This window comes from Micromonospora qiuiae, from assembly GCF_016863555.1.
In the GTDB taxonomy this organism is placed as follows: Bacteria; Actinomycetota; Actinomycetes; order Mycobacteriales; family Micromonosporaceae; genus Micromonospora; species Micromonospora qiuiae.
In genome coordinates this window covers 18824-41784 of record NZ_BOPC01000012.1, presented here as the reverse complement: position 1 = coordinate 41784, position 22961 = coordinate 18824, and the positions used below count along the sequence as shown (strand labels likewise).

The 22961-nt window shown below is 71.9% G+C and carries 23 protein-coding genes, 3 pseudogenes and 1 riboswitch; of the genes and pseudogenes, 20 read left to right on the top strand and 6 right to left on the bottom strand.

Going from position 1 to position 22961, the window contains the following annotated elements; all coding sequences use genetic code 11:
* Positions 1-18: 18 nt before the first annotated feature.
* Entirely contained in the window at positions 19-1098 is a 1080-nt protein-coding gene (locus Vqi01_RS04390) for a helix-turn-helix domain-containing protein (protein WP_204033171.1), read from the bottom strand.
* Positions 1099-1209: 111 nt separating this feature from the next.
* Here Vqi01_RS04390 and Vqi01_RS04385 point away from each other — a divergent pair, with 111 nt between their 5' ends.
* The 12 genes and pseudogenes from Vqi01_RS04385 to Vqi01_RS04340 all read left to right on the top strand — a co-directional run bounded on the left by Vqi01_RS04385 (position 1210) and on the right by Vqi01_RS04340 (position 11142).
* Positions 1210-1374, top strand: a complete 165-nt coding sequence (locus Vqi01_RS04385; protein WP_204033170.1) for a hypothetical protein — start codon at positions 1210-1212, stop codon at positions 1372-1374.
* A gap of 4 nt (positions 1375-1378) precedes the next feature.
* The gene (locus Vqi01_RS04380; RefSeq protein ID WP_204033169.1) at positions 1379-2545 is read left to right on the top strand and encodes a helix-turn-helix domain-containing protein; all 1167 of its coding nucleotides are present in this window, start codon (positions 1379-1381) and stop codon (positions 2543-2545) included.
* 114 nt (positions 2546-2659) lie between these two features.
* Complete coding sequence (locus tag Vqi01_RS04375) at positions 2660-3019, top strand: histidine triad nucleotide-binding protein (RefSeq protein WP_204033219.1); 360 nt, start codon at positions 2660-2662, stop codon at positions 3017-3019.
* A gap of 44 nt (positions 3020-3063) precedes the next feature.
* A complete protein-coding gene (locus Vqi01_RS04370; protein ID WP_204033217.1) occupies positions 3064-4404 on the top strand; it encodes a serine hydrolase domain-containing protein in 1341 nt (446 codons plus the stop codon).
* A 172-nt stretch (positions 4405-4576) separates the two neighbouring features.
* Positions 4577-5323, top strand: a pseudogene (locus Vqi01_RS30555) (PhoH family protein); the annotation flags it as partial.
* 42 nt (positions 5324-5365) lie between these two features.
* A pseudogene (locus Vqi01_RS31435) lies at positions 5366-6070 on the top strand (LAGLIDADG family homing endonuclease); the annotation flags it as partial.
* Positions 6071-6343: 273 nt separating this feature from the next.
* Positions 6344-6706, top strand: a pseudogene (locus tag Vqi01_RS30545) (PhoH family protein); the annotation flags it as partial.
* A 15-nt stretch (positions 6707-6721) separates the two neighbouring features.
* Entirely contained in the window at positions 6722-7195 is a 474-nt protein-coding gene (ybeY, locus tag Vqi01_RS04360) for an rRNA maturation RNase YbeY (RefSeq protein WP_204033167.1), read from the top strand.
* Positions 7171-8577: a hemolysin family protein gene (locus tag Vqi01_RS04355; RefSeq protein ID WP_204033166.1), complete on the top strand. Its 1407-nt coding sequence runs from the start codon at positions 7171-7173 to the stop codon at positions 8575-8577. The genes ybeY and Vqi01_RS04355 overlap by 25 nt, the downstream gene beginning before the upstream one ends.
* Positions 8570-8947: a cytidine deaminase-like protein gene (locus Vqi01_RS04350; RefSeq protein ID WP_204033165.1), complete on the top strand. Its 378-nt coding sequence runs from the start codon at positions 8570-8572 to the stop codon at positions 8945-8947. Before Vqi01_RS04355 ends, Vqi01_RS04350 begins: the two co-directional genes overlap by 8 nt.
* Positions 8944-9861, top strand: a complete 918-nt coding sequence (gene era, locus Vqi01_RS04345; protein ID WP_204033164.1) for a GTPase Era — start codon at positions 8944-8946, stop codon at positions 9859-9861. Before Vqi01_RS04350 ends, era begins: the two co-directional genes overlap by 4 nt.
* Before the next feature lie 177 nt (positions 9862-10038).
* Positions 10039-11142 (top strand): acyltransferase family protein, encoded by a 1104-nt coding sequence (locus Vqi01_RS04340; protein WP_239098170.1) that lies wholly within the window; start codon positions 10039-10041, stop codon positions 11140-11142.
* Here Vqi01_RS04340 and Vqi01_RS04335 read toward each other — a convergent pair.
* Complete coding sequence (locus tag Vqi01_RS04335; protein WP_204033163.1) at positions 11129-11923, bottom strand: DUF4097 family beta strand repeat-containing protein; 795 nt, start codon at positions 11921-11923, stop codon at positions 11129-11131. The genes Vqi01_RS04340 and Vqi01_RS04335 overlap by 14 nt on opposite strands.
* Before the next feature lie 125 nt (positions 11924-12048).
* Here Vqi01_RS04335 and recO point away from each other — a divergent pair, with 125 nt between their 5' ends.
* From recO to Vqi01_RS04320, 3 genes are all read left to right on the top strand, one after another.
* Positions 12049-12897 (top strand): DNA repair protein RecO, encoded by an 849-nt coding sequence (recO, locus tag Vqi01_RS04330; RefSeq protein WP_204033162.1) that lies wholly within the window; start codon positions 12049-12051, stop codon positions 12895-12897.
* A 102-nt stretch (positions 12898-12999) separates the two neighbouring features.
* Entirely contained in the window at positions 13000-13776 is a 777-nt protein-coding gene (locus tag Vqi01_RS04325) for an isoprenyl transferase (protein ID WP_204033216.1), read from the top strand.
* A gap of 65 nt (positions 13777-13841) precedes the next feature.
* On the top strand, positions 13842-14027 hold the full coding sequence (locus Vqi01_RS04320) for a hypothetical protein (protein ID WP_204033160.1): 186 nt from the start codon (positions 13842-13844) through the stop codon (positions 14025-14027).
* Between the two features lie 51 nt (positions 14028-14078).
* Here Vqi01_RS04320 and gnd read toward each other — a convergent pair whose 3' ends face one another.
* The gene (gnd, locus tag Vqi01_RS04315; protein WP_204033159.1) at positions 14079-15524 is read right to left on the bottom strand and encodes an NADP-dependent phosphogluconate dehydrogenase; all 1446 of its coding nucleotides are present in this window, start codon (positions 15522-15524) and stop codon (positions 14079-14081) included.
* A 411-nt stretch (positions 15525-15935) separates the two neighbouring features.
* Between gnd and Vqi01_RS04310 the strand changes: the two genes are divergently transcribed.
* Positions 15936-16256 carry a hypothetical protein gene (locus tag Vqi01_RS04310; RefSeq protein ID WP_204033158.1) on the top strand — a complete coding sequence of 107 codons (321 nt, stop codon included), beginning with the start codon at positions 15936-15938 and terminating at the stop codon, positions 16254-16256.
* A gap of 58 nt (positions 16257-16314) precedes the next feature.
* Here the strand turns inward: Vqi01_RS04310 and Vqi01_RS04305 are convergent, their stop codons facing one another.
* The 3 genes from Vqi01_RS04305 to Vqi01_RS04295 all read right to left on the bottom strand — a co-directional run bounded on the left by Vqi01_RS04305 (position 16315) and on the right by Vqi01_RS04295 (position 19289).
* Entirely contained in the window at positions 16315-17115 is an 801-nt protein-coding gene (locus Vqi01_RS04305) for an energy-coupling factor transporter transmembrane component T family protein (RefSeq protein WP_204033157.1), read from the bottom strand.
* Entirely contained in the window at positions 17112-18596 is a 1485-nt protein-coding gene (locus Vqi01_RS04300; protein ID WP_204033156.1) for an ABC transporter ATP-binding protein, read from the bottom strand. The genes Vqi01_RS04305 and Vqi01_RS04300 overlap by 4 nt, the downstream gene beginning before the upstream one ends.
* A gap of 102 nt (positions 18597-18698) precedes the next feature.
* Entirely contained in the window at positions 18699-19289 is a 591-nt protein-coding gene (locus tag Vqi01_RS04295; protein ID WP_204033155.1) for an ECF transporter S component, read from the bottom strand.
* Positions 19290-19361: 72 nt separating this feature from the next.
* A riboswitch (TPP riboswitch) is annotated at positions 19362-19467 on the bottom strand.
* Between the two features lie 128 nt (positions 19468-19595).
* Here Vqi01_RS04295 and Vqi01_RS04290 point away from each other — a divergent pair.
* The 4 genes from Vqi01_RS04290 to Vqi01_RS04275 all read left to right on the top strand — a co-directional run bounded on the left by Vqi01_RS04290 (position 19596) and on the right by Vqi01_RS04275 (position 22956).
* Positions 19596-20672 (top strand): permease, encoded by a 1077-nt coding sequence (locus tag Vqi01_RS04290; protein ID WP_204033154.1) that lies wholly within the window; start codon positions 19596-19598, stop codon positions 20670-20672.
* Positions 20669-21421, top strand: coding sequence for a TIGR03943 family putative permease subunit (locus tag Vqi01_RS04285; RefSeq protein WP_204033153.1), 753 nt, complete (start codon positions 20669-20671; stop codon positions 21419-21421). Before Vqi01_RS04290 ends, Vqi01_RS04285 begins: the two co-directional genes overlap by 4 nt.
* Positions 21422-21450: 29 nt before the next feature.
* The gene (locus Vqi01_RS04280) at positions 21451-22281 is read left to right on the top strand and encodes an alpha/beta fold hydrolase (protein WP_204033152.1); all 831 of its coding nucleotides are present in this window, start codon (positions 21451-21453) and stop codon (positions 22279-22281) included.
* A gap of 174 nt (positions 22282-22455) precedes the next feature.
* A complete protein-coding gene (locus tag Vqi01_RS04275) occupies positions 22456-22956 on the top strand; it encodes a DUF6328 family protein (RefSeq protein ID WP_204033150.1) in 501 nt (166 codons plus the stop codon).
* The last annotated feature ends 5 nt before the right edge of the window (positions 22957-22961 follow it).

Here is a 22961-nt window from a genome sequence, read left to right as displayed (position 1 = left end):
TCAGGCCGCCGTGGCAGGTCAACGTCGCTGGCGGGCGGCTTTCTCGACTTCGCGTAGGACGAGTCCGAGGGTTTGCGAGCGGCGGTCTGCTGGTAGTGCTGTCCAGGCTTGTCGGGCGTAGGCCAGTCCTGCGGCTCGGTCGCCGGCTTTGGTCATCATGAGTGCGCGGTGGAGTTCGATGTGGGTGGCGAAGCGGGTGAGCGTGGCGGGGCGGAGCCGGTCGGCGTCGGTTTGGGCTTGTTCGCCGGTGCGGGTGATGCCGAGCCGGGCGTAGAGCATGGAGCGGAAGGTGGCCATACGCCAGGCGGGTACGGCGGCGTCGGAGATTTCGTTGTCGGGTGAGGCGGTCTGGTCGAAGACTCGTTGGGCGTCCTGGTCGGCGGCGATGGCTGCGGTGGTGTCGCCTCGTCCGGCGGCGACGTGTGCGTGGGCCATCAGGGCTTGAAGGCGCCCGAGTGATGGTCGGTCGGACAGGGCGAGTGCTTCGTCGGCGTAGCGCTGGGCGACGGGAAGTGCGGCGCCTTCGTAGGCGAGGGCGATGGCGGCTCGGCCGCGTACCCAGACTCGGACGGCGAGGTCGTCGGAGCGGTCGGCGGCGATGCGGGCGGTGTCGTACCAACCGATGGCTTCGGCGGGGTCTCTGGTGGTTTTGCCGTAGGTGGTAAGGGCGCGGGCGGCGGTGGCCCACATGGTGGGGCTGTCGAGTTGTTGTTGCATGACCACCAGGTCGTTGGCGAGTCTGGTTTGCAGGGAGTCCGCGCCGATTTCCATGTAGTCGCGGCCGTACTGGTCGACGCGGTCGCGCCAGCGGTCGGCGCTGTCGCGGTGTCCGGCGAGGGCGGCGGTGAAACCGTTGCGGATGAGGTCGCTGGCGGCGATCGGGCCGATGGTGGCGGCGGCGAGGAGGTCTCTGCGTCTCACGTCGGCTTCTCCCAACGCTCGCGCGTAGGCGAGCACGATGTCCGGCGTTGCGGTCCGGCGTCCCGCTTCGACGTTGCTCAGGTGGGAGGCCGAGTAGCAGGTGCGCGCCGCGATGGAGGCGAGCGTTACGCCGGCCTCAACGCGAGCGTGCCTCAATTGCGCACCGAGGTCATCCATCCGAACCCCTGTGAAAGGTCTTGAAAGCATCGAGGTACTTCCGAGCGTAGTCACGCGGTTACCAGAGTAGATCCCGCACGAGGCAGGAGCGAAAGCACTGCGGAGGTGGGAATGAGCGACAAGGACTCCCGCGACAGCATTGGCGAGCAGATCCAAGCGGCGGAGCGGGAAGCGGCGAAGCAGCGGATTCTTGCCCAGGCTGAGGCGGAACGGATTCCCGTCGAGGAGACGACTCGGGCAGTGCCGGATCGGCCGTGGCGTCGTCGTGAGCGGTGATCGGGTGCCGATTGGTCGGCGGGTGGCGTATCTGCGGGTGCGGCGGCGGTTGTCGCAGCAGTCGTTCGCAGACCGCATCGGCAAGTCGAAGAGTTGGGTCGACAAGGTCGAGCGTGGGGTGCGCTCGTTGGAGCGGGTGTCGACCATCCGGGAGATCGCCGCCGTGCTGCGGGTCGACGCCGCGACGCTGCTCGGCCAGGACGCCCAGCCTGCCGACGCGGCCGATCACAGCGAGGAGATCGCGCGGATCCGTGGGGCGTTGTCGGCGTACGAGGTGATGCGTGACCGGCCGGGACCGGTGCTGCCGGCCGATCGTGTTGCCCAGCACGTCGGGTACGCGTGGACCGCGTATCAGCATGCCCGGTATCCGCAGGTGGTGGAGCTGCTGCCGAGCCTGCTGTGCGAGGTTCAGCGCGCCTATGCCCGGGAGCCGGTGGCGGGCCGGGTGGCGGTGGTGGAGGCGTACCGGGTGACGGCGGCGTTGCTGGTGAAGCTGGACGAGGCGGATCTTGCCTGGTTGGCGGCGGATCGGGCGATGGCTGCCGCTGCGGATGACCGGGTGCTGATGGCGTGCGCGGCGGTGCAGCTCGGGCAGGTGTTGCGGTCCTCGACGCAGGCGCGGTCGGTGCTGCTGGCCGCCGCGTACCGGATCGCTCCACCGGATCTTGATGCCGCTGAGGCGGGGGAGTTGTCGCTGTGTGGGGCGTTGCTGGTGCAGGCCGGGCTGGTAGCGGCCCGATCCGGTGACGAACGGGTAAGCGGTGACCTGCTGGACGAGGCCGCCGAGATGGCGACTCGGGTGGGGGACGGGTTCGACCTGCACCGGACGGCGTTCGGGCCGACTGCGGTGGAATTGGCCCGGGTCACCGCCGCCGTCGAGTGGGGCGATGGGCCGGCGGCCGTCGCCCGACACAGGCAGGCGATCCGCCGGGGCGGGTGGCGGTCGCTGCCGGTCGAGCATCGGGCCGCGCACCTGGTCGACGTCGCTCGCGCCTATCTCCAGGCCGCCGATCCGGCCAACGCGGCGCGGGTGCTGCTCAATGCGGAGCGGCTGGCACCGTACGAGGTGCGCCGCCGGCCGGCGGGCCGGGACGTCCTCGCCCAGGTGGCCCGTGATCCGAAGGCTCCAGCGATGATCGCTGAGTTGGCCCTGAGTCTCGGGCTGGTGTGACGGGTGACCGCGCCGTTCCTGTCCCTCGCGCAGATCCGCAACCGGCTGACCCTCGCCGCCCGACGCACCACGTACCTGAGATATCGGGGAGTCGCCCTTACTTACACTGCCGGGATGGGAACCGATTGCTTGTTCTGCCGCATCGTCGCCGGGGAGATTCCGGCGACGATGGTCCGTGAGACGCCTACCACGCTCGCCTTCCGGGACATCAATCCGAAGGCGCCGGTGCATGTGCTGGTCATCCCGAAGGAGCACTACGCGGACGTGGCCACCCTCGCGCAGGGCGATCCGGCGCTGGCCGGTGAGGTGCTGGCCACGGCCGCCGCGGTGGCCGAGGACGAGGGCCTGCTCGGCGACGGATTCCGGCTGATGTTCAACACCGGGACGTACGGCGGCCAGGAGGTCTTCCACGCGCACGCGCACCTGCTGGGCGGGGCACCGCTCGGCCCGATGCTGGCCCGGAGCGTGGCGTGAGCCCGGCCGCCGGCCGTACCGCCGCCGCCGGTCACCTGGACCGGATGGTGCGGCAGGTCCAGGCGCAGGCCCGGGTGCCGGCGATCTCGGCGGCGGTGAACCGGGCCGACCGGCCGCTGTGGACCTGCACGGCCGGCGGCACCGGCAACGACACCGCCCTGGACGAGCAGACCCGGTTCCGGATCGGCTCGGTGACCAAAACCTTCACCGCGGTACTCGTCATGCAGTGCCGCGACGACGGCCTGCTCGACCTCGACGATCCGCTGGAGCGGCACCTCGACCTGCCGGCGCACGGTGAACTGACCGTACGCCGGCTGCTGTCGCACACCGCCGGCCTGCAACGGGAACCGCACGGCGACGTCTGGGACACGCTGCGAGCGCCGGACGCCGACCGGCTGATCGCCGAACTGGCCCGGGCCGAGCGGGTGCTGCCGCCGGGGCGCCGCTACCACTACTCCAATCTCGGCATGGCGCTGCTCGGCCGGCTGGTCGGGCAGCTGCGCGGCGGCACCTGGGCCGAGGTGCTGGTCGAGCGGGTGCTGACTCCGTTGGGGCTGACCGCCACCACGGTCCACCCGGGCCCCCGGGCGGCGGCCGGGTTCCTGGTCGACGCGTACTCCGACGAGGCGCGTCCGGAGCCACCCACCGACTTCGGCGCGGTCGGTCCCGCCGCGCAGCTGTGGAGCACCGCCGCCGACATGGCCCGGTGGGCCGCCTTCCTGGCGGATCCGGCGGCGCTGGACGCGGCCGGCCGGGTGCTCGCCCCGGCGACCCTGGACGAGATGCGCTGGCCGGTGACGGTCACCGACGAGACTTTGTGGGCCGCTGGTTTCGGCCTCGGACTGATCCTGGTGCCGCAGGGGCAGCGGGTGGTGCACGTCGGGCACGACGGCGCGATGCCCGGCTTCCTCGCCGGGGCGTACGGCCGGCGGGGCGGCGAGGGCACCCCGGCCGCGCTGGGCGCCGCCGTGCTGGGCTCCTCCGGCACCGCGATCGAGCTGCTCGATCTGCCGCACCGGCTGCTCGCCGCCGCGGTCGAGCATGACCCGGCCGACATCGACCCGTGGCGGCCCGGCGAGCCGGCCCCCGAGCACGTACGCGGACTGCTCGGCCGCTGGTGGGGAGAGGGTTTCGAGTACGTCTTCAGCTGGCACGACGGGACCCTGCGGGCCCGGGGTGCCGGCGACCCGCCGGGGAAGCCGCCGGCGATCTTCGCGCCGGTGCCGGACCGGCCGGACGTGTTCCGGACGGTCTCCGGTCGGGAGGTCGGTGAGCTGCTGCGGCTGACCCGGGACGGCGACGGCGCGGTGGTCCGGATGCACTGGGCGACCTACCGGTTCACCCGGCACCAGGAGACGTTCGACCGGTACGACTTCCGGGTCTGACCCGACCCGGGACCGGCTGACCGTTTTGTCCGCTGCTGTCGGCCGTGCGGGTGGAAATGGGCAGCCTGTCGAGGCTGTTGACCCGATACGATGGTGGCAACGTCCGCACGCCGCGGCGACCGGCCCGGCGTTGAGATCGAGAGCAGGTGCGCAGGGCCCCTCGGCCCGACCCATGACCGGCACCCCACCTCCCGGCCCGCCTCGGGTGCAGACCAGGATCACCGTCCCCGACTCGAAGATCATGGTGAACCTGCTCGGCGCGGGTGACGAGATCCTGCGACTGGTCGAGCGCTCGGTGAACAGCGACGTGCACGTGCGGGGCAACGAGATCACCATCACCGGCGCTCCCGGCGACAACGCCCTCGCCGAGCGGCTCTTCGGCGAACTGCTCGAACTCATCGAGAAAGGCGAGACCCTGACCACAGACGCCGTCCGGCGTACCGTCGGCATGCTCGAACAGGGCGGCGCGGAGCGGCCCGCCGAGGTCCTCACCCTCAACATTCTCTCCCGGCGCGGGCGCACCATCCGCCCCAAGACGCTCGGGCAGAAGCGCTACGTGGACGCGATCGACGCGCACACCATCGTCTTCGGCATCGGCCCGGCCGGCACGGGAAAGACCTACCTGGCCATGGCCAAGGCGGTCCAGGCGTTGCAGGCCAAGCAGATCAACCGGATCATCCTGACCCGGCCGGCGGTGGAGGCGGGGGAGCGGCTGGGGTTCCTGCCCGGCACGCTCAACGAGAAGATCGACCCCTACCTGCGCCCGCTCTACGACGCGCTGCACGACATGCTCGACCCGGAGACCATCCCGAAGCTGATGGCGGCGGGCACGATCGAGGTCGCCCCGCTGGCATACATGAGGGGCCGGGCCCAGCCGTACGATGCGCGGGTCCTCACGCCGGAGGGCTTCAAACGGTTCGGCTCGCTTCAGATCGGCGACCTGGTCATCGGCTCGAACGGGATGCCGACCCCGGTAATCGGCATCTACCCGCAGGGGCCCAAGCAGGTCTACCGGGTCACCACGCAGGACGGGGCCTCCACCCTGTGCTGCGGCGAACACCTGTGGACCGTCGCCACGCCCGAGGACAAGCGGCGCGGACGTCGGCGGACGCTGGAGACGCGAGAGATGATCGGCCAGGAGTGGCGGGGTCATGCCCGTCGGTTTGAACTCCCGGTCGTGGCACCAGTCCAGATGGAGCCGAAGGACGTCCCGCTCGACCCGTACGCGCTCGGTCTGCTGCTCGGTGACGGTTCCATCTCGTGCCGGACGACGCCGACGTTCAGTACGGCGGACCCGGAGCTCGCCCGCGCCATCCAAGAGGCGCTCGCCGACGTCGAACTCGTTCGCAAGAGCGACTACGACTACGTGCTCCGGCACGTCAACGGACACCGGGGCGGGGTGATCGTCGCCAACCCGGTGACGGTCGCGCTCCGCGAGCTGGGCCTGGCCAGAACGACGTCGGGGACGAAGTTCGTGCCAGATGTCTACCTGCGCAACAGCGTCGACGTCCGGCTGGCCGTCCTGCAAGGCTTGCTGGACAGCGACGGTGGGCCGGCCGTGCAGGCCGACCGCACCTGCCGCGTGCAGTACGCGACGACCTCCCCCCGCCTCCGCGACGACGTCGTCTACCTCGTCCAGTCGCTGGGCGGGGTGGCGACGTGGCGCGTTCGAGCGGCTGAGGGGCGTACGCCTGGCCGGGCGAAGGGCCGTCCGGTCCATTACCGGTCCGACGCCTACGTCGTGGAGATCCGCCTGCCCGAGGGGATTCCGCCGTTCCGTCTGTCCCGCAAGCGCCAGCGGTACGAGGAGCGCGGCGGCGGTCGGCCGATGCGGTTCATCGACTCGATCATCCCGGCCGGGGTACAGGAAACCATGTGCATCCAGGTGGCGGCGGAGGATTCGCTCTATGTCACCGACGACTTCCTGGTGACGCACAACACGCTCAATGACGCGTTCATCATTCTCGACGAGGCGCAGAACACCACGCCCGAGCAGATGAAGATGTTCCTCACCCGGCTCGGGTTCGGGTCGAAGATCGTGGTCACCGGTGACGTCACCCAGGTGGACCTGCCCGGCGGCACGACCAGCGGCCTGCGCGTGGTGCGGGACATCCTGGCCGGCGTGGAGGACGTGCACTTCGCGCAGCTCTCCAGCGCCGACGTGGTGCGGCACCGGCTGGTCGGGGAGATCGTCGACGCGTACGCCCGGTGGGACGCCGAGCGGGAGAACCAGCAGGGGCAGGGCGTGCATGCGGTGGCCGGGCGCAGCGCCCAGGGCAACCGCGCCGGCCGGCGCCGCTAGACCAGGGGAAGAAAGTTGTCCATCGAGATCGCCAACGAGTCCGGTGTCGACGTCGACACCGACGCCGTGCTCGCCGTCGCCCGGCACGCGCTCGACGAGATGGGGGTCAACCCCCTCGCCGAGCTCTCCGTGCTGCTGGTCGACATCGACTACATGACCGAGCTGAACCATCGCTGGATGGGCGGCGACGGCCCGACCGACGTGCTCGCCTTCCCCATGGACGAGGGCAGCGTCGACCACGGCCCCGGTGAGAACGCCGCTGCCGGCGGCGAGCCGGCGCTGCTCGGCGACATCGTGCTCTGCCCCGAGGTGGCGGCGAAGCAGGCGACGACGGCCGGGCACAGCGCCGCCGATGAGCTGCACCTGCTCACCGTGCACGGGGTGCTGCACCTGCTCGGCTATGACCACGCCGAGCCGGAGGAGGAGCGGGAGATGTTCGGGTTGCAGGCTCGGCTGCTGTCCAGTTGGCGGTCGACCCGGTCCCGGTGATGGAGACTTTCCTGGCCGCGTCCGCCACCGGCCTACCCGATCTGCAACTGCTCGTCTTCGCCGCCGGGCTGGTGGTGCTCGCCGGCCTGATCGCGATGACCGAGGCCGCCCTGGCTGCGGTCTCACCGGCCCGCGCCGCCGAGCTGGCCCGGGACGGCGCACGGGGTGCGCGGGCCCTCCAGGTGGTCGCCGGTGACGTGGTCCGTCACCTCAATCTGCTGTTGCTGCTCCGGCTGCTCGCCGAGCTGACCGCCACCACGCTGGTGGCGCTGGTCGCGGTGGACACCTTCGGCGCGGGCTGGCGGGCGGCGCTGGTCACCGCCGGGGCGATGACCGTGGTCAGCTTCGTCGTGGTCGGCGTCGGTCCGCGTACCCTCGGCCGGCAGCACGCGTACGCCGTGGGCCGCGCCGCCGCGCCGCTGGTGCGTTGGCTGGGGCGGGTGCTCAACCCGCTGGCCTCGCTGCTGATCCTGATCGGCAACGCGGTCACGCCGGGCCGGGGTTTCCGGGAGGGGCCGTTCGCCACCCAGGTCGAGCTGCGTGAGCTGGTCGACCTCGCCGAGCAGCGCGGTGTCGTGGAGCACGGCGAACGGCAGATGATCCATTCGGTCTTCGCGCTGGGCGACACCATCGCCCGCGAGGTCATGGTGCCGCGTACCGAAATGGTGTGGATCGAGTCGGGCAAGACGCTTTCCCAGGCGCTCGCGCTGTTCCTGCGCTCCGGCTTCTCCCGGATCCCGGTGATCGGCGAGAGCGTGGACGACGTGCTCGGCGTGCTCTACCTCAAGGACCTCGTCCGGCGTACCCAGGGCGGTGCGGACGAGGACCACCAACTGCCGGTGGCCCAGTTGATGCGGCCGGCCACCTTCGTGCCCGACTCCAAGCCCGTCGACGACCTGCTGTCGGAGATGCAGGCCGCCCGCAACCACCTGGTGATCGTGGTCGACGAGTACGGCGGCACCGGTGGGCTGGTCACCATCGAGGACATCCTGGAGGAGATCGTCGGGGAGATCACCGACGAGTACGATGTCGAACGCCCGCCGGTCGAGCAGCTGCCGGACGGCGCGGTGCGGGTCACCGCCCGGTTGCCGGTGGAGGATCTCGGCGAGCTGTTCGACACGGAGCTGCCGCACGACGAGGTGGAGACCGTGGGGGGTCTGCTCGCCCAGTCCCTGGGGCGGGTGCCGATCCCCGGCGCAGAGGCCGAGGTGGCCGGGCTCCGGCTGCTCGCCGAGGGCACCACCGGTCGGCGCAACCGGATCGACACGGTGCTGGTGCGCCGGGTGGAGCCGACCGAACCGCAGGACGAACCGGCTGGTGGAGCGACCGCCGCCGGTGGCGACAGCGACCGATCAGAGGAGAGGCAGCCCGCAGATGCCTGAGTCAACCGCCGTACCGACCGCCCGCCCCACCGGCGCCGAGCTGACCGCCGAGGACGGCAAGCTGGTCATCCTCGCCCGGGGGGCGCGGGGCCGGGTGGGTGCCGTGGAGGGTGCTGCGGTGCGGGACCAGGACGGGCGGACGTACGCGGCGGCAAGCGTGTCACTGCCCTCGCTGACGATCACCGCGCTGCAACTGGCGGTCGCCTCGGCTGCGGCGGCGGGTGCCACCCGGCTGGAGGCGGCCGTGGTGGTGACCGAGGCGTCCACCCTCGATGGCGCGGGCTACGCGGCCGTACGGGACCTGGCCGTCGACGCCCCGATCCACCTGGCCGCGCCGGACGGCACGGTGCTCGGCACGGTGACCGAGTGAGCGCCGGCCTTGGCGGGCCCGCCAACCTCGGTGAGCGGCCCTACCGGGCGGGGTTCGCGTGTTTCGTCGGCCGGCCCAACGCGGGCAAGTCGACGCTGACCAACGCGATCATCGGGCAGAAGATCGCCATCACCTCGAACAAGCCGCAGACCACCCGACACGTTATCCGGGCGGTGCTGCACCGGCCGGACTCCCAGTTGGTGCTGGTCGACACGCCCGGCCTGCACCGCCCACGCACCCTGCTCGGCGAGCGGCTCAACGACCTGGTCCGGCAGACCTGGAGCGAGGTCGACGTGATCGGCCTCTGCATCCCCGCGGACGAGCCGATCGGCCGTGGCGACCGGTTCATCACCGGGGAACTGGCCGGGCTGAAGGCGACGGTGCTGGCGGTGGTCACCAAGACCGATCTGGTCGACCGCAAGCGGCTGGCCGAGCAGTTGCTCGCCGTGAGTGAGCTGGGTGACTTCGCCGACGTGGTCCCGGTCAGCGCGGTCTCCGGATACCAGGTGGACACGCTGGTCGAGGTGATGACGGGCTACCTCCCCGAGTCGCCGCAGCTGTACCCGGACGACATGCTCACCGAGGATCCGGAGCAGGTGCTGGTCGCCGAGCTGATCCGGGAGGCCGCGCTGGAGGGGGTCCGGGACGAGTTGCCGCACTCCATCGCCGTGGTGGTCGAGGAGATGATCCCGGAGGGGCAGCTCATGAAGATCTATGCCGACGTGTACGTCGAGCGGCCCAGCCAGAAGGCGATTGTGATCGGTCATCGGGGCAGCCGGCTCAAGGAGGTCGGCACCACCGCCCGGCGGCAGATCGAGGAGCTGCTCGGCAGCCGGGTCTATCTCGACCTGCACGTCCGGGTGGCCAAGGACTGGCAGCGCGACCCGAAGCAGTTGCGCAAGCTCGGGTTCTGACCGGGCGGACCGCCCGGTCGTGGCGGCACAATCCGGACGAGCATCTCTTGACCGGCTGATCGATATCGGTCAGGCATATGGAAAGGCTCACTATCCCGGCGGGTTCTTGGGCGTTTCCCCGGCCGGCCCCGGAGGGTAGGGAGACGTTCCTACGCCCCCGGACATAGATGCAGGCTGATGCGAAACAGATTTTTGGACCTGCTGCGTTTCCTGGCCATCGTGCGGGTCGTCGTCTACCACGTCACCGGTTGGGCCTCGCTGACGTTGCTGTTTCCAGCGATGTCGGTGATGTTCGCCCTCGCCGGGTCGCTGATGGCGGCCTCCCTGGACCGGTCCGGGCCCACGGCGGTCGGCCGGCGGCTGCGACGACTGCTGCCCTCGCTGTGGGTGGTGGCCGCGATCTTCGTGCCGGCGATGCTGCTCACCGGGCTGCCGCTGACCCCGAAGGTGCTGCTCTGGCTCTTTCCGGTGGCCGACCCGCCAGCCAATTACTGGGGTGCGTTGGCACTGAGCCCGATCTGGTACCTGCGTGACTACCTCTGGTTCGTGCTCGCCTCCCCGATCGCGCTCTGGCTGTTCCGGCGCTTTCCGCTGCCCACCCTGCTCGTCCCGTACTTCCTGCTGCTCGCCATCGAGTTGGGCATCTATGCGAACCCGCACGGCGTACTCCGGGAGTTCGGTCTCTACTTCGGCGCCTGGATGCTGGGCTTCGCCCACCAGGCGGGGATGCTGCGCCGCCTGGCCAACCGGGTGCTGATCCCGATCGTGCTCGTCCTCGCGGCGGCCGGCGGTGCCTGGATCCTGGCTCATCCCGGCCCGCGGGGCTACGACCTGAACGACATTCCGCTCGGCAACGCCCTCTGGTCGGCCGCGTTCATCCTGGTGGCGCTGGGTCGGGCCCCGGCGGCCGCCGCCTGGGTGGACCGCAACGCGCTGTTCGGCCGCGCGGTGACCGTGCTGAACCGGCGGGCGCTGACGGTCTACCTGTGGCACATGTCCTTCGTGGTGGCGCTCACCCCGCTGGTGGACGTGGTCGGCTGGTCGCACCAGGACCCGCTGGGTCTGGCCATCCGGATCGTCCTGGTCTTCCTGCTGTTGGGCGTGGTGACCGCGCTGTTCGGCTGGGTCGAGGACGTGGCCGCGCGGCGCCCACCCGAGCTGATCCCCGGCGGCCGGCGACCGCCGGTACCGGCCGGCCGCCGGCACGCCGAGGGCCGCTCCGGCGACGACCACGGGGTACCCGGTCAGCGTGACCCGACCAGCCAGGTCAACGTGAAGTGACGGTGATGTCGCCGCTGCCGGTGCGTACGTCGAGCACGAGCCGAGCGGACGGATCGTGTGGCACACCCAGTTCGACCTGGCCGGAACCGGCCTTCGAACGCACCTGGTACGCGCCCGCCGGCACGGTCAGCTCCACGTCGCCGCTCGACGCGTGCACCCGGGCGGAGGCCGGCCGGTCCAGCTCGACGCTGACGTTGCCCGAGCTGGCCTCGGCGTTCACCTCGCCGCCGAGCCGGCTGGCCGTGATGTCCCCGGAGGAGGCGTGGAGCACGACGGGCTGGGCCACGTCGTACACCTCGATGTTGCCGGAGCCGCTCCGCACCCGGACCGGGCCCGCGGCGTTGGACACCCGGACGTCGCCGGAGCCCACCTTGACCTCGACCGGGCCGACCCGGATCAGGTCGACGTTGCCGGAGCCGGTCTCGCCGTGGACGCTGACCCCCGTGCCGGTGATCACCTCGTAGGAGACGCTGCACCAGTGGCCGCAGGAGGTGTCCAGCACCAGTTCCGTGTCGTTGATCTCGTACGTCGCGTCCGGCTGGCCGCGCTGGTAGCGCACCACCCGCTTGATGCGTACGCCGTCCGCGTCGCCGTCGCCACGGACCACCACGTCGCCGGCACCGGGCAGCACCCGGATCGCGGTGATCTGGGTGGACTCGGTGGTGTCGTAGTCGAGCCGGCGGACGGAGAGGTTGTCGCAGCCGGCAAGGAAGATCATGGTGGCGGCCGCGGCGATCGCCATGGTCTTGCGGGGCATCGCGTTGGTCTGGTGCTGAGCCATGCCGAGGAGGCTACGGCCGGCGCCGGCGTACGCGCATCGGGGATCATCGGCACCGAGACCCCGAGCGGACCCTGAGTTCCGACCCAGGGTGCCACCCGCACCGCGGCCGGGGGGAGAATGGCGCGATGGCCGGGTACCGCCGACAGCTCTACCGCGACGACGCGGTGGTGCTGCGCGTCCAGAAACTCGGCGAGTCGGATCGGATCATCACTCTGCTCACCCGGCGGCACGGCCGGCTGCGCGCGGTCGCCCGCGGGGTACGCCGGACCACCTCGAAGTTCGGCGCCCGGCTGGAGCCCTTCGGCCACGTGGACCTGCAGCTCGCCGGTGATCCCAAGGGGGAACTGGGCAGCTCGCTGCACACCGTCAGCCAGGTCGAGGGGATCGACCTGTACGGCAAGCGGTTCCTCGGCGACTATCCCCGCTACACGGCGGCCAGCGCGATCGCCGAGACCGCCGAACGGCTCACCCCGGTGGAGCGGGAGCCGTCGCTGCGGCTGTTCCAACTCACCCTGGGTGCGCTGCGGGCCCTCGCCGAGGGCAGCCACGCCACCACCCTGGTGCTCGACGCGTACCTGCTGCGGGGCATGGCGCTGGCGGGCTGGGCACCGGCGTTGACCGCCTGCGCGGTCTGCGGCACCCCCGGGCGGCACCGTGCCTTCTCGGTACCGGCCGGTGGCGCGGTCTGCCCGGACTGCCGCCCGCCCGGTGCCGCCCATCCGGCGCCGGCCACCATCGACCTGATGTCGGCGCTGGCCGTCGGTGACTGGCGGGTCGCCGACGCCGCCGAGACCGGGGTACGCCGGGAGTGCAGCGGGTTGGTCGCGGCTCACCTGCAATGGCACCTGGAGCGCGCGCTACGCTCGCTGCCGCTGGTCGACCGGGGCGGCCCGGCCCCCGGCACCGTCCGGTCACCCGGCGGTGGCGTGACCGGCGTGCTTCCGCCGCCGCCCGGCGCGGCCGGCGAGGGCTGACGCCGCCCGGTGCGGCGAGGGCTGACGCCGTCCGGCGTCGCAGGACGTGAGCAGGGGGAGAACCGAGTGATCCGAGCCAGCAGGCCCGGCCGGCGTGAGCCGCTGCCGCCGACCCCACATCCGTCGGGTGCCCGGCCGCCGGCGCTGCCACCGGAGGCGGTTCCCCGGCACGTCGCCGTGGTGATGGACGGCAACGGCCGGTGGGCCAAGGAGCGTGGACTGCCGCGCACCAGGGGGCACGAGGCGGGGGAGTTCTCCCTCTTCGACACCATCGAGGGTGCCATCGAAATGGGCATCCCCTACCTGTCGGCGTACGCCTTCTCCACCGAGAACTGGCGACGCTCGCCGGACGAGGTCCGGTTCCTGATGGGCTTCAACCGGGACGTCATCCGCCGCCGCCGGGACCAGTTGGTCGACCTCGGTGTGCGGGTGGTCTGGTCGGGCCGGGCCGGGCGGCTGTGGAAGAGCGTCATCAGCGAGTTGCAGACCGCCGAGGAGATGTCCCGGGGCAACGCGACGCTGACCCTGCAGTTCTGCGTCAACTACGGGGGGCAGGCGGAGATCGCCGACGCCGCCGCCGCGATCGCCCGCGACGTGGCCGCCGGCCGGTTGGACCCGGCGAAGGTCACCGAGAAGACCATCGGACGCTACCTTTACCACCCTGAGGTGCCCGAGGTGGACCTGTTCCTGCGGCCCTCCGGCGAGCAGCGGACCTCGAACTTCCTGCTCTGGCAGAGCGCGTACGCCGAGCTGGTCTTCCTGGACACGCTCTGGCCCGACTTCGACCGCCGGCACCTGTGGTACGCCTGCGAGCTGTATGCCCAGCGGGACCGCCGCTTCGGCGGCGCGCTGCCTAACCCGGTGGCACCGACCACCTGAGTGCTTAGCGCCCGCCCCGGCTGGGTATCACCGCTGGCAGCAGCCACTGACGGAGGTGAACCCACATGATCCGCAAGCGCGTTGCCCAGTGGGCGGTGATGGCCGTGGCGGTTCCGGTGGCGGCAGCCGGTGCGCGCCGGCTCAGCCACTCGCTGGAGTCGCGGCGTGGCTCGTCCCGCGCCAGTCGAATGCTCAGCCGGGGAGCCGACCTGCTCCGTCCACAGAAGGCCAAGCGTCGCCGTTTCTTCTGACCCGGCCGGCCCGCGCCCCATCCGATCTGGACGGGGCGCGGCGTGTGCCGATCAGGCCTCGACCTCGGCGCGGTCCGGGGTGGCCCAGAGGGTGTGGAAGCTACCGTCGCGGTCGACGCGCCGGTAGGTGTGCGCGCCGAAGTTGTCCCGCAGGCCCTGGATGAGGGCGGCGGGCAGGCGCTGGGCGCGCAGCGCGTCGAAGTACGCCAGCGACGAGGCGAACGCCGGCGCCGGCACCCCGACCCGGGCCGCCTCGGCGACCACCCGCCGCCAGCTCGGCACCCCGTCCCGCACGGTGTCGGCGAACCACGGCGCCACCAGCAGGCTGGGCAACTCCGGCTGCTCGTCGTAGGCCTGCTTGATCCGGTCCAGGAAGCGCGCCCGGATGATGCAGCCGCCCCGCCAGATGGTCGCCGTGCCGCCGAGGTCGATGTTCCAGTCGTACTCTGCGCTGCCGGCCCGGATCTGGTCGAAGCCCTGTGCGTACGCGACGATCTTCGAGGCCAGCAGCGCGCGCCGGACGTCCTCGATGAAGGCGTCCCGGTCGTTGACCTGCCACTTCTCCCCGGCGTCGGGGAACGCCCGCTGCGCGGCCTCGCGCTGGCCGACGTGCCCGGACAGCGACCGGGCGAAGGTGGCCTCGGCGATGCCGGTGATCGGGATGCCGAGGTCGAGGGCGATCTGGACGGTCCACCGGCCGGTGCCCTTCTGCTCGGCGCGGTCCTGCACCACGTCCACGAACGCCTCGCCGGTGGCGGCGTCGGTGTGCGCCAGCACGTCGGCGGTGATCTCGATCAGGAAGGACTCCAGCTCACCGCTGTTCCACTCCCGGAAAATCTCCGCCAGCTCGGACGGCGTCGCGCCCAGCCCGGCCCGCAGCAGGTCGTACGCCTCGGCGATGAGCTGCATGTCGGCGTACTCAATGCCGTTGTGGACCATCTTGACGAAGTGCCCGGCGCCGTCCGGCCCGACGTGCCGGCAGCACGGCTCGCCGTCGACCTGCGCGGCGATCTTCTCGAAGATCGGCCCGAGCTTGCGGTACGACTCGGCCGAGCCGCCGGGCATGATGCTCGGCCCCCACAGCGCGCCCTCCTCGCCGCCGGAGACGCCGGTGCCGACGAAGTGCAGCCCCTTTGCCCGCAGCGTCTCCTCCCGTCGTCGGGTGTCGGCGAAGTGCGCGTTGCCGCAGTCGATGATGATGTCGCCTGCTTCCAGCAGCGGCACCAGCTCGTCGATCACCGCGTCGGTGGGTCCGCCCGCCTTCACCATGATGATCACCGCGCGGGGGCGCTCCAGCGCGGCGACGAAGTCCGCCAGGGACTCCGCCGGGACGAAGGTGCCCTCGTCGCCGTGCTCCGCCACCAGCGTCCGGGTCCGCTCCGGCGAGCGGTTGTGCACCGCCACGGTGAACCCGTTGCGGGCCAGGTTTCGGGCCAGGTTTCGGCCCATCACCGCCAGCCCGGTCACACCGATCTGCGCCGTCGCCCGATCCGCCATCCTCGTCGCCACCTTTCGCCGTCGACCTGTAGTGCTGCGACGGTATACCGGGCCGGGGGCGGTGCGCGTCATCCCCCCACCGCTGGTCACCAGGTGGTCGCAGCGCGCGCGCCGGCAGGCCGCCGCCGTCGCTTTCGCAACTGGCCGGTAATTCGGATGCGCTGCCGTCGGGCGTGGGATAACGTGCCGGTCATGCGCAACTGACGCCCACCTCATCGAGCCGGTCCGCCACCCCTGGTGCCGCGGGCCCATCCGCTCCGGGGCGTCCACGCATTCCTCCCGCCGTCGCGTCGATGGCGTCATCCGTGGTCGCTGCGGGGCAGCTGTCCTGCGAATCCGTACGACCGCCGCCGGCGGTCACCAGACGCGGCGGGGCGCGATACGCGTCACCCGCCGAGCGAGGAGGCCCTCATGCCTGCCAGCCGTAAGCCGAAGAAGTCCCGCACCAGCCCGGTTTCGCACCTGATGCCGGCCGACCTCACCGCCGCAGCGGCGGCGACCGAACCATCGGTGCCGGTGGCTCTCACCTCGGCCCTCACCGCACCGGCCGATCCGCTGGCGGTCGATCTGACAGCGTCGGACCGGTCGTCGGCACCGCACCGCGCCATCGCATCGGTCGACCGGGCTGCTCCGCCGACGGCCGGCCCGCCGACCGATCGGGGCAAGGGGTTCAGCTCCGGCCGCACGCAGCGGGCCGGAGCGGTGCGGCGGTACGCCTTCCGGCGTAGCTGAGCCGCTGTGGGTGCATCTGTGGTCGCCCGAGCAACCACAGATGCACCCACACCGCCGGTCAGCCGAGCAGTGGGCGGAAGGTGCCGAGCGCGACGCTGACGCCGAGGGCGGCGCCGGCCAGTGCCGTCGCGCCGACGACGAGCAGCCAGTCGGCGGTGCCGAAATGCTGCCGGCGGGCGACGGTGCGCGCAACACCGGCGTCGAAGCCGCGTGCGTCCATCGCGACCGCCAGCCGGGTGCCTCGCCGGATCGCCCCCACCAGCAGGGTGAACGCGGTCGACACGAAGAGCCGCAGCCGCGCGACGGGACTCCGCCCCGCCTCCACGCCGCGGGCCCGGCGGGCCATCGTGATCATCTGCCATTCCTGCCCGAGCAGCGGCAACAGCCGGAACGCGGCCAGCGCGCCGATCGCGAACCGGGCCGGCGCTCTGGCGTTCTGCACCAGCGCGTCGGCCAGGTCGGTCGGGTCGGTGGTGGCGAAGACGAGCACCCCGGGCAGGGCCACCGCGAACAGCCGCAGCACCAGGCCGAGCGCGGTGACCAGCACGCCCGAGGTCACCACGACCGGTCCCGCGTCGAGCAGCACACGGCCCGAGCGGTCGGCGGCGAAGAGCATCAGCGTGACCAGAATGCCGCCGGCACCGGCCAGCAGTGGCCAGGCCCGGCGCACCAGCTCGCGGGGGCGCAGCCCGAACAGCGGCAGCACCGCCAGCTCCACGGCGATCGCGATCGCCGGCGCGACCGGGTCCAGCGTCGCCATCAGCGCGAACGTGAACAGCAGCGCCGCCGCCAACTTGGCCACCGGATTGCGCCGGGCCAGCGGCGCGTCGGGCCGGCCGACGGGTTGCAGACTGATCATCGGGGTACCCCTGCCGCTGTCTCGATCGCGCCGTCTTCCGTGGCGGCCGTGCCGTCTCGGGTGGTGGGCGGGCGGTCGAGGGTCACGGTGCGGTCGGCCAGGGCCGCCACGAACTCGGCGTCGTGCGTGACCGTGACCAGGCCGTGGCCGTCGTCGCGCAGGTCGGCGAAGAGTTCCACCAGCTCCCGCCAGGTCCGCCGGTCCTGGCCGAAGGTGGGCTCGTCGCAGATCAGCAGGCGGGGCGCGGTGGCCAGCGCGGTCGCCACACTCAACCGCCGCGCCTCGCCGCCGGAGAGGGTGTACGGGTTGGCCCCGGCGAGCCGGGCCAGCCGCAACCGCTCCAGCAGTTGATCGACGCGCTCCCAGACGGTCGCCTCGGACGCCCCGGTACGCCGCAGGCCGAGCGCCAGTTCGTCGAAGACGGTGCCGGTGACGAACTGGTGCTCCGGGTCCTGGAAGACCGAGCCGATCCGACGGGCCAGCGCGGGAGCGGGCCAGCGGTGCGGGGGAGTCCGCGCGTCGGCGTCGGCCAGCTCGGGGCGTGCGGCCACCCGGCCGGTCCCCGGTCGGAGCAGCCCACCGAGGAGCAGGGCGAGAGTGGATTTCCCGGCGCCGTTCGGGCCGAGCACGGCGAGCGCCTCGCCGGCGCGTACCTCGAGGTCGGTGTCGGCCAGCCGGGGCGGCAGGCCGAGCCGTTCGGTGGTGACCAGCACGTCGCCGGCGGGCGCGGCGGCCCGCCGGGGCGACACGGTGCGGCCCGGCACCCAGACGCCGTCGGCGGCGAGCGCGTCGCCGTGCGTACCGAAGACCGCTTCCGGCGTGCCGTCGGCGCGGACGCCGCCGCCGGCCTCCAACACGATCACCCGGTCGACCAGCGGGAGCGCCTCGGCGACCCGGTGCTCGACCAGGATCAGCGTGGTGTCGTCGTCGAGCGCGTCGGCGATCGCCGACCGGATCAGCGCGGCGCCGCCCGGGTCGAGGTTCGCCGTCGGTTCGTCGAGCAGCAGCAACCCGGGGCGCAGGGCGAGCACCCCGGCCAGCGCGAGTCGCTGCTGCTCCCCGCCGGAGAGCGCCGCGGTGGGCCGGTCCCGGTGGTAGCGGAAGCCGACCCGCGCCAGCGCCTCGTCGACCCGGGGCCAGATCTCCTCGGCCGGTACGGCCCGGTTCTCCAGCCCGAACGCGACGTCGTCGCCGCACCGGGCCATCACCAGTTGGGTCTGCGGATCCTGGAAGACGATGCCGACCCGCTCCCGGACCGCGTGGGGTGACCGGCCGTCGACCTCGATCGTGCCCTCCTGCTCGCCGGAGTCCTCGGGCAGCAGCCCGGCCAGCGCCGCCAGCAGGGTGCTCTTGCCCGCTCCGGAGGGGCCGAGCAGCAGCACCCGCTCCCCGCGCTCCACCCGCAGGTCCACCCCGCGCAGCGCCCACGCCCGCCGCCCCGCGTGCCGCCACCCGAACCCCCGCAGCCTCACCTCGCCCATGCCCACCCCCTTCTCGCCGCCTCCTCTCCTGCGTTGACCAAGAGGTTTGCGTCCGGAAACCGGAGGTCGGCCGACGCAAACCTCTTGATCAACAGGGTGCGGTCAGACGAGGGCGCGGTCGCGGCCGGCGGGGAAGCGGTCCAGGACGCCGGTGGCGGCCAGGGCGCGGGTGAGGGCGTATGCGCCGGCGCCAGCAACGACGGTGGCGCTGAACACGGTGAGCAGGGCGTACGGGATGCGGTAGCTGACCAGCGCGTACGGGGCGTTCCAGACGAAGAAGTCGAACAGCGCCGCGCCGAGACCGGTCAGCGCGCCGGCCAGCAGCGCGGCCGGCAGCCGGAACGAGCGGTACCGGAAGGCCGCGAAGGCCAACTCCGCGCCCAGTCCCTGGATCAGGCCCTGCGCGATGGTGACACCGCCCCACTCCGAGCCCAGCAGGGCGGAGACCGTCGCCGCGACCGCCTCACAGAACAGCGCGGCACCCGGCTTGCGGATCACCAGCCCGCCGAGTACGGCCGGGACCAGCCAGACGCCGTACATGACGGCCTGGCTGGCCGGGAAGAAGGCGAAGGCCGGATCGGCGGCCCGCCAGACCAGTCCCCAGGCCCAGAAAATGACGCCGAAAGCGACGGCGATCACCGCGGCCACGACGATGTCGATCGTGCGCCACCGGTTGGTGATGGATTGACCCATGGTTGCTCCCAGTCCAGTGTCGAACCAGGCAAGACGCACGCCCTCCGCCCGGCGTCGCCGGGCCCGTGGCGGGCTGGAGGTGGACCGATCTCCCTGCGCTGGCATTACCCAGATCAGGTACGGAGGGTCTGCGGGCGGACCCGCACTCTCAGCGCTGTGCGCTCCCCTGTCGGAGGTGAAGTTGTCTCGCCGACGCTAACACCGATCTGAGCAGGGGGCGATGGCCGAGGTCACCCCGGAACCGGAGACCCGCCGGGCGCCCGGCGGTAGTCTCAGGCCGCTGGTCGGTCGGCCGAGGGATGACATATGAGTGCAGACACTGACGCCGCGTCGGTCGGCGGACCGGAGGACCGCCCAGCGGGCGGGGTGGGCCTGGCCACTTCCGGCGCGAGTCGGCCGGAGTCGCCCGGCGCGGGGCCCCGGCGGTGGCTCGGCGACCGGATCGGCTCGGTGGAGGTTCTGGCCGCGCTGCTGATCCTGCTGATCATCTTCCGGGAGCCGCTGGCTGCCGCGCTGGACACCCCACGCGTGCAGACCTGGACCACCGTCTTCGTTTCGATCATGGTGCAGGCGGTGCCGTTCCTGATCTTCGGAGTGCTGCTCTCCGCCGTGATCGCGGTCTTCGTACCCCGGTCTTTCTGGGCGCGGGCACTGCCCCGTCATCCGGCCCTCGCCGTGCCGGCGGCCAGCGCGGCCGGAGTGGTGCTGCCCGGCTGTGAGTGCGGGTCGGTGCCGATCGCCGGCTCGCTGATCCGCCGGGGCGTCACCCCGGCCGCCGCGCTGGCCTTCCTGCTCGCCGCCCCGGCGGTGAACCCGATCGTGCTGACCGCCACCGCGGTCGCCTTCCCGAACAACCCCGGGATGGTTCTCGCCCGAGGCCTCGCCAGCCTGGTCGTCGCCATGGTGATGGGGTGGCTCTGGCTGCGGCTCGGGCGTACCGAGTGGATCCGGATGCCGCGCCGACCGGAGCTGGACGATGCTTCACGGGGTCGGGCCTTCTGGGGTGCCGTCCGGCACGACGTGACGCACGCCGGTGGTTTCCTGGTGCTCGGCGCGATGGCCGCCGCCTGCATCAACGTGCTGGTGCCGCAGCGCTGGTTGCAGACCCTCGCCGACAACCCCGCGCTGTCGATCCTGGCGCTGGCGCTGCTCGCCGTACTGCTCTCGCTCTGCTCGGAGGCGGATGCCTTCGTCGCGGCCTCGCTGTCGCAGTTCTCGCTCACGTCCCGACTGGTCTTCCTGGTGGTGGGGCCGATGGTCGACCTCAAGCTGATCGCGATGCAGGCCGGTGTCTTCGGCCGGCGATTCGCCTTCCGGTTCGCGCCGGCCACCTTCGTTGTCGCCCTGTCGGTCGCCGTCGTGGCCGGGGCGGTGCTGCTGTGAACCGGCAGGCGCAGGCGGTGGTCCTGCTGCTGCTCGGTGGCGCGGTGCTGCGGGCCAGCATCACCGACCTGTACCTGCGCTACGTCAAGGAAGGGCTGCGCCCCTTCCTGATCGCCGCCGGCCTGCTGCTGGTGGTCGCCGCGATCATGACCCTGTGGTACGAACTGCGCCCGACCCGCCCCGGTGCCCCCGCTCACGACGACGGCGTGGGGCACGGGCACGACGGCGATGACGGATCCGGGCACGACCACCACGAGCCGCGCGTGGGCTGGCTGCTCATCCTGCCGGTGCTCGGCCTGCTGCTGGTCGCCCCGCCGGCCCTCGGGTCGTACGCGGCGGAGCAGACCGGCACCACGCTGAGCGCGCCGCGACAGTCGGACTACCCGCCGCTGCCCGACGGTGACCCCGCGCGGGTCACCGTCCTCGACTACGCCGCGCGGGCGCTGTTCGACCGGGGTGTCTCCCTCGGCGACCGGCGGGTGCTGCTCACCGGGTTCATCGCCACCGGGGCCGACAACGAGCCGATCCTGGCCCGGATGGTGCTGTCCTGCTGCGCCGCCGACGGGCGACCGGTCAAGCTCGGACTGACCGGTGACGTGCCGGCCGGGCTGCCGAACGACAGCTGGGTGGAGGTGATCGGCCGGTACAGCGACCGGATCGGCCGTGACCCGGTCAACGAGGCCGAGATCCCCTATCTTGAGGTGGAATCGTGGCGGCAGGTACCCGCGCCCAAGAACCAGTACGACTGATCGCGGGCACATCTCGATAGGCTGCCGTCATGCATATCGATGCCCGAGGTCTGCGGTTCGACGTCACCGCCGGTGGCCCGGAGCACGGTGAACCGGTGCTGCTGCTGCACGGCTTCCCGCAGCACGCGGGCGAGTGGAACGACGTGACGCCGACTCTGCACGTGGCCGGTCTGCGCACCTACGCGGTGAACCAGCGCGGCTACTCGCCCGGCGCGCGGCCGGAGGCGGTCGAGGCGTACCGGCTGGGAGAGTTGGTCGCCGACGCCGCTGCCGTGCTGGACGCCCTCGGCGTCGACTCCGCCCACGTGGTGGGGCATGACTGGGGTGCCGCCGTCGGGTGGGTGCTGGCCGCCGGCCACCCGGAGCGGGTCCGCACGCTGACCGCCGTCTCCGTGCCGCATCCGGCCGCCATGGCGTACACCCTGACCCATGACCCGCGGCAGCAGGCGCGCTCGGCGTACATGGCGCTGTTCCGCCGGCCCGGGCTGGCCGAGAAGACGCTGCTGGCTCTGAACGCCGGCGGGTTACGCCGAATGCTGCGCGGGGTCGGCGACGCCGCGCGGGTGGCCGCGTACGTCGAACCGATGCGCGAGCCGGGCGCGCTGACCGCGGCGCTGAACTGGTACCGGGCGATGTCCCGAACGGACCTGGCAGCGACCGGCCCGGTGACGGTGCCGACCACCTTCGTGTGGAGCGATCAGGATGTGGCGATCGGACGCACCGCCGCCGAGGCGTGCGCCGGGCACGTGCGAGGGGACTACCGGTTCGTCGAGCTGGCCGGAGTCAGCCACTGGATCCCGGACCAGGTGCCGACGCCACTGGCCGAGGCGATCCTGGCCCGGATACGTTCCGCCACCTGAGCGCCGGGGCTGGCTCCCTGCGCCGTTGGCGGTTTCGTGTCGGCGGCGGCGGCGGGGGTGCGGCTGCTGCCGCGCCGGGGGTCTTTGGTCCTTCGTGAGCATGCAAAGCACACTGAAAGGTAACGGCATCAGCCTGTGCCACCGACGCGGAGTCGGTGTCCCCCGGAGGTACCCGTGTCGAAGGAAACCGAGAAGCAGCGGTGGCAGCGCAACTTCGCCGATCTGCTCCAGGAGTTGCGGGTCGCGCAGACCGGCGTGCAGATCCTCTTCGCCTTCCTGCTGACCCTGCCTTTCAGCAACGGTTTCGGCCGGACCACGCCGTTTCAGCAGGACGTCTACATTGTCGCGCTGCTCGCGGCGGCCGGTGCCACCGCGATGATCATCTCTCCGGTGGCGTTCCATCGGGCGTTGTTCCGCCAGGGGCGCAAGCCGGAGCTGGTGCGCTTCGCGCACCGGATGGCCAGCGGCGGGCTCGCCTTCATGCTGGTCGCGATGGTCAGCTCGGTGCTGTTGATCACCGACTTCGTGCTCGACCGGCCGATCGCCTTCCTGCTCAGCGCAGTCACCGGGCTCTGGTTCCTGGCCTTCTGGATGATCCTGCCGTTCGCGCGGCGCAACTGGGGCGACGACGACATCGGCGACGACGAGGACCCGAGCGGGCTCGCCAACGATTGAGCGGA

Coding starts and splice junctions, on each gene's coding strand:
- Vqi01_RS04280 (WP_204033152.1), top strand. CDS start 21,451: ATGCATATCGATGCCCGAGGTCTGCGGTTCGACGTCACCGCCGGTGGC.
- Vqi01_RS04310 (WP_204033158.1), top strand. CDS start 15,936: ATGCCTGCCAGCCGTAAGCCGAAGAAGTCCCGCACCAGCCCGGTTTCG.
- Vqi01_RS04340 (WP_239098170.1), top strand. CDS start 10,039: ATGCGAAACAGATTTTTGGACCTGCTGCGTTTCCTGGCCATCGTGCGG.
- Vqi01_RS04305 (WP_204033157.1), bottom strand. CDS start 17,115: ATGATCAGTCTGCAACCCGTCGGCCGGCCCGACGCGCCGCTGGCCCGG.
- Vqi01_RS04300 (WP_204033156.1), bottom strand. CDS start 18,596: ATGGGCGAGGTGAGGCTGCGGGGGTTCGGGTGGCGGCACGCGGGGCGG.
- Vqi01_RS04350 (WP_204033165.1), top strand. CDS start 8,570: ATGCCTGAGTCAACCGCCGTACCGACCGCCCGCCCCACCGGCGCCGAG.
- gnd (WP_204033159.1), bottom strand. CDS start 15,524: ATGGCGGATCGGGCGACGGCGCAGATCGGTGTGACCGGGCTGGCGGTG.
- recO (WP_204033162.1), top strand. CDS start 12,049: ATGGCCGGGTACCGCCGACAGCTCTACCGCGACGACGCGGTGGTGCTG.
- Vqi01_RS04390 (WP_204033171.1), bottom strand. CDS start 1,098: ATGGATGACCTCGGTGCGCAATTGAGGCACGCTCGCGTTGAGGCCGGC.
- Vqi01_RS04335 (WP_204033163.1), bottom strand. CDS start 11,923: ATGGCTCAGCACCAGACCAACGCGATGCCCCGCAAGACCATGGCGATC.
- Vqi01_RS04290 (WP_204033154.1), top strand. CDS start 19,596: ATGAGTGCAGACACTGACGCCGCGTCGGTCGGCGGACCGGAGGACCGC.
- Vqi01_RS04375 (WP_204033219.1), top strand. CDS start 2,660: ATGGGAACCGATTGCTTGTTCTGCCGCATCGTCGCCGGGGAGATTCCG.
- Vqi01_RS04295 (WP_204033155.1), bottom strand. CDS start 19,289: ATGGGTCAATCCATCACCAACCGGTGGCGCACGATCGACATCGTCGTG.
- Vqi01_RS04385 (WP_204033170.1), top strand. CDS start 1,210: ATGAGCGACAAGGACTCCCGCGACAGCATTGGCGAGCAGATCCAAGCG.
- Vqi01_RS04320 (WP_204033160.1), top strand. CDS start 13,842: ATGATCCGCAAGCGCGTTGCCCAGTGGGCGGTGATGGCCGTGGCGGTT.
- Vqi01_RS04370 (WP_204033217.1), top strand. CDS start 3,064: ATGGTGCGGCAGGTCCAGGCGCAGGCCCGGGTGCCGGCGATCTCGGCG.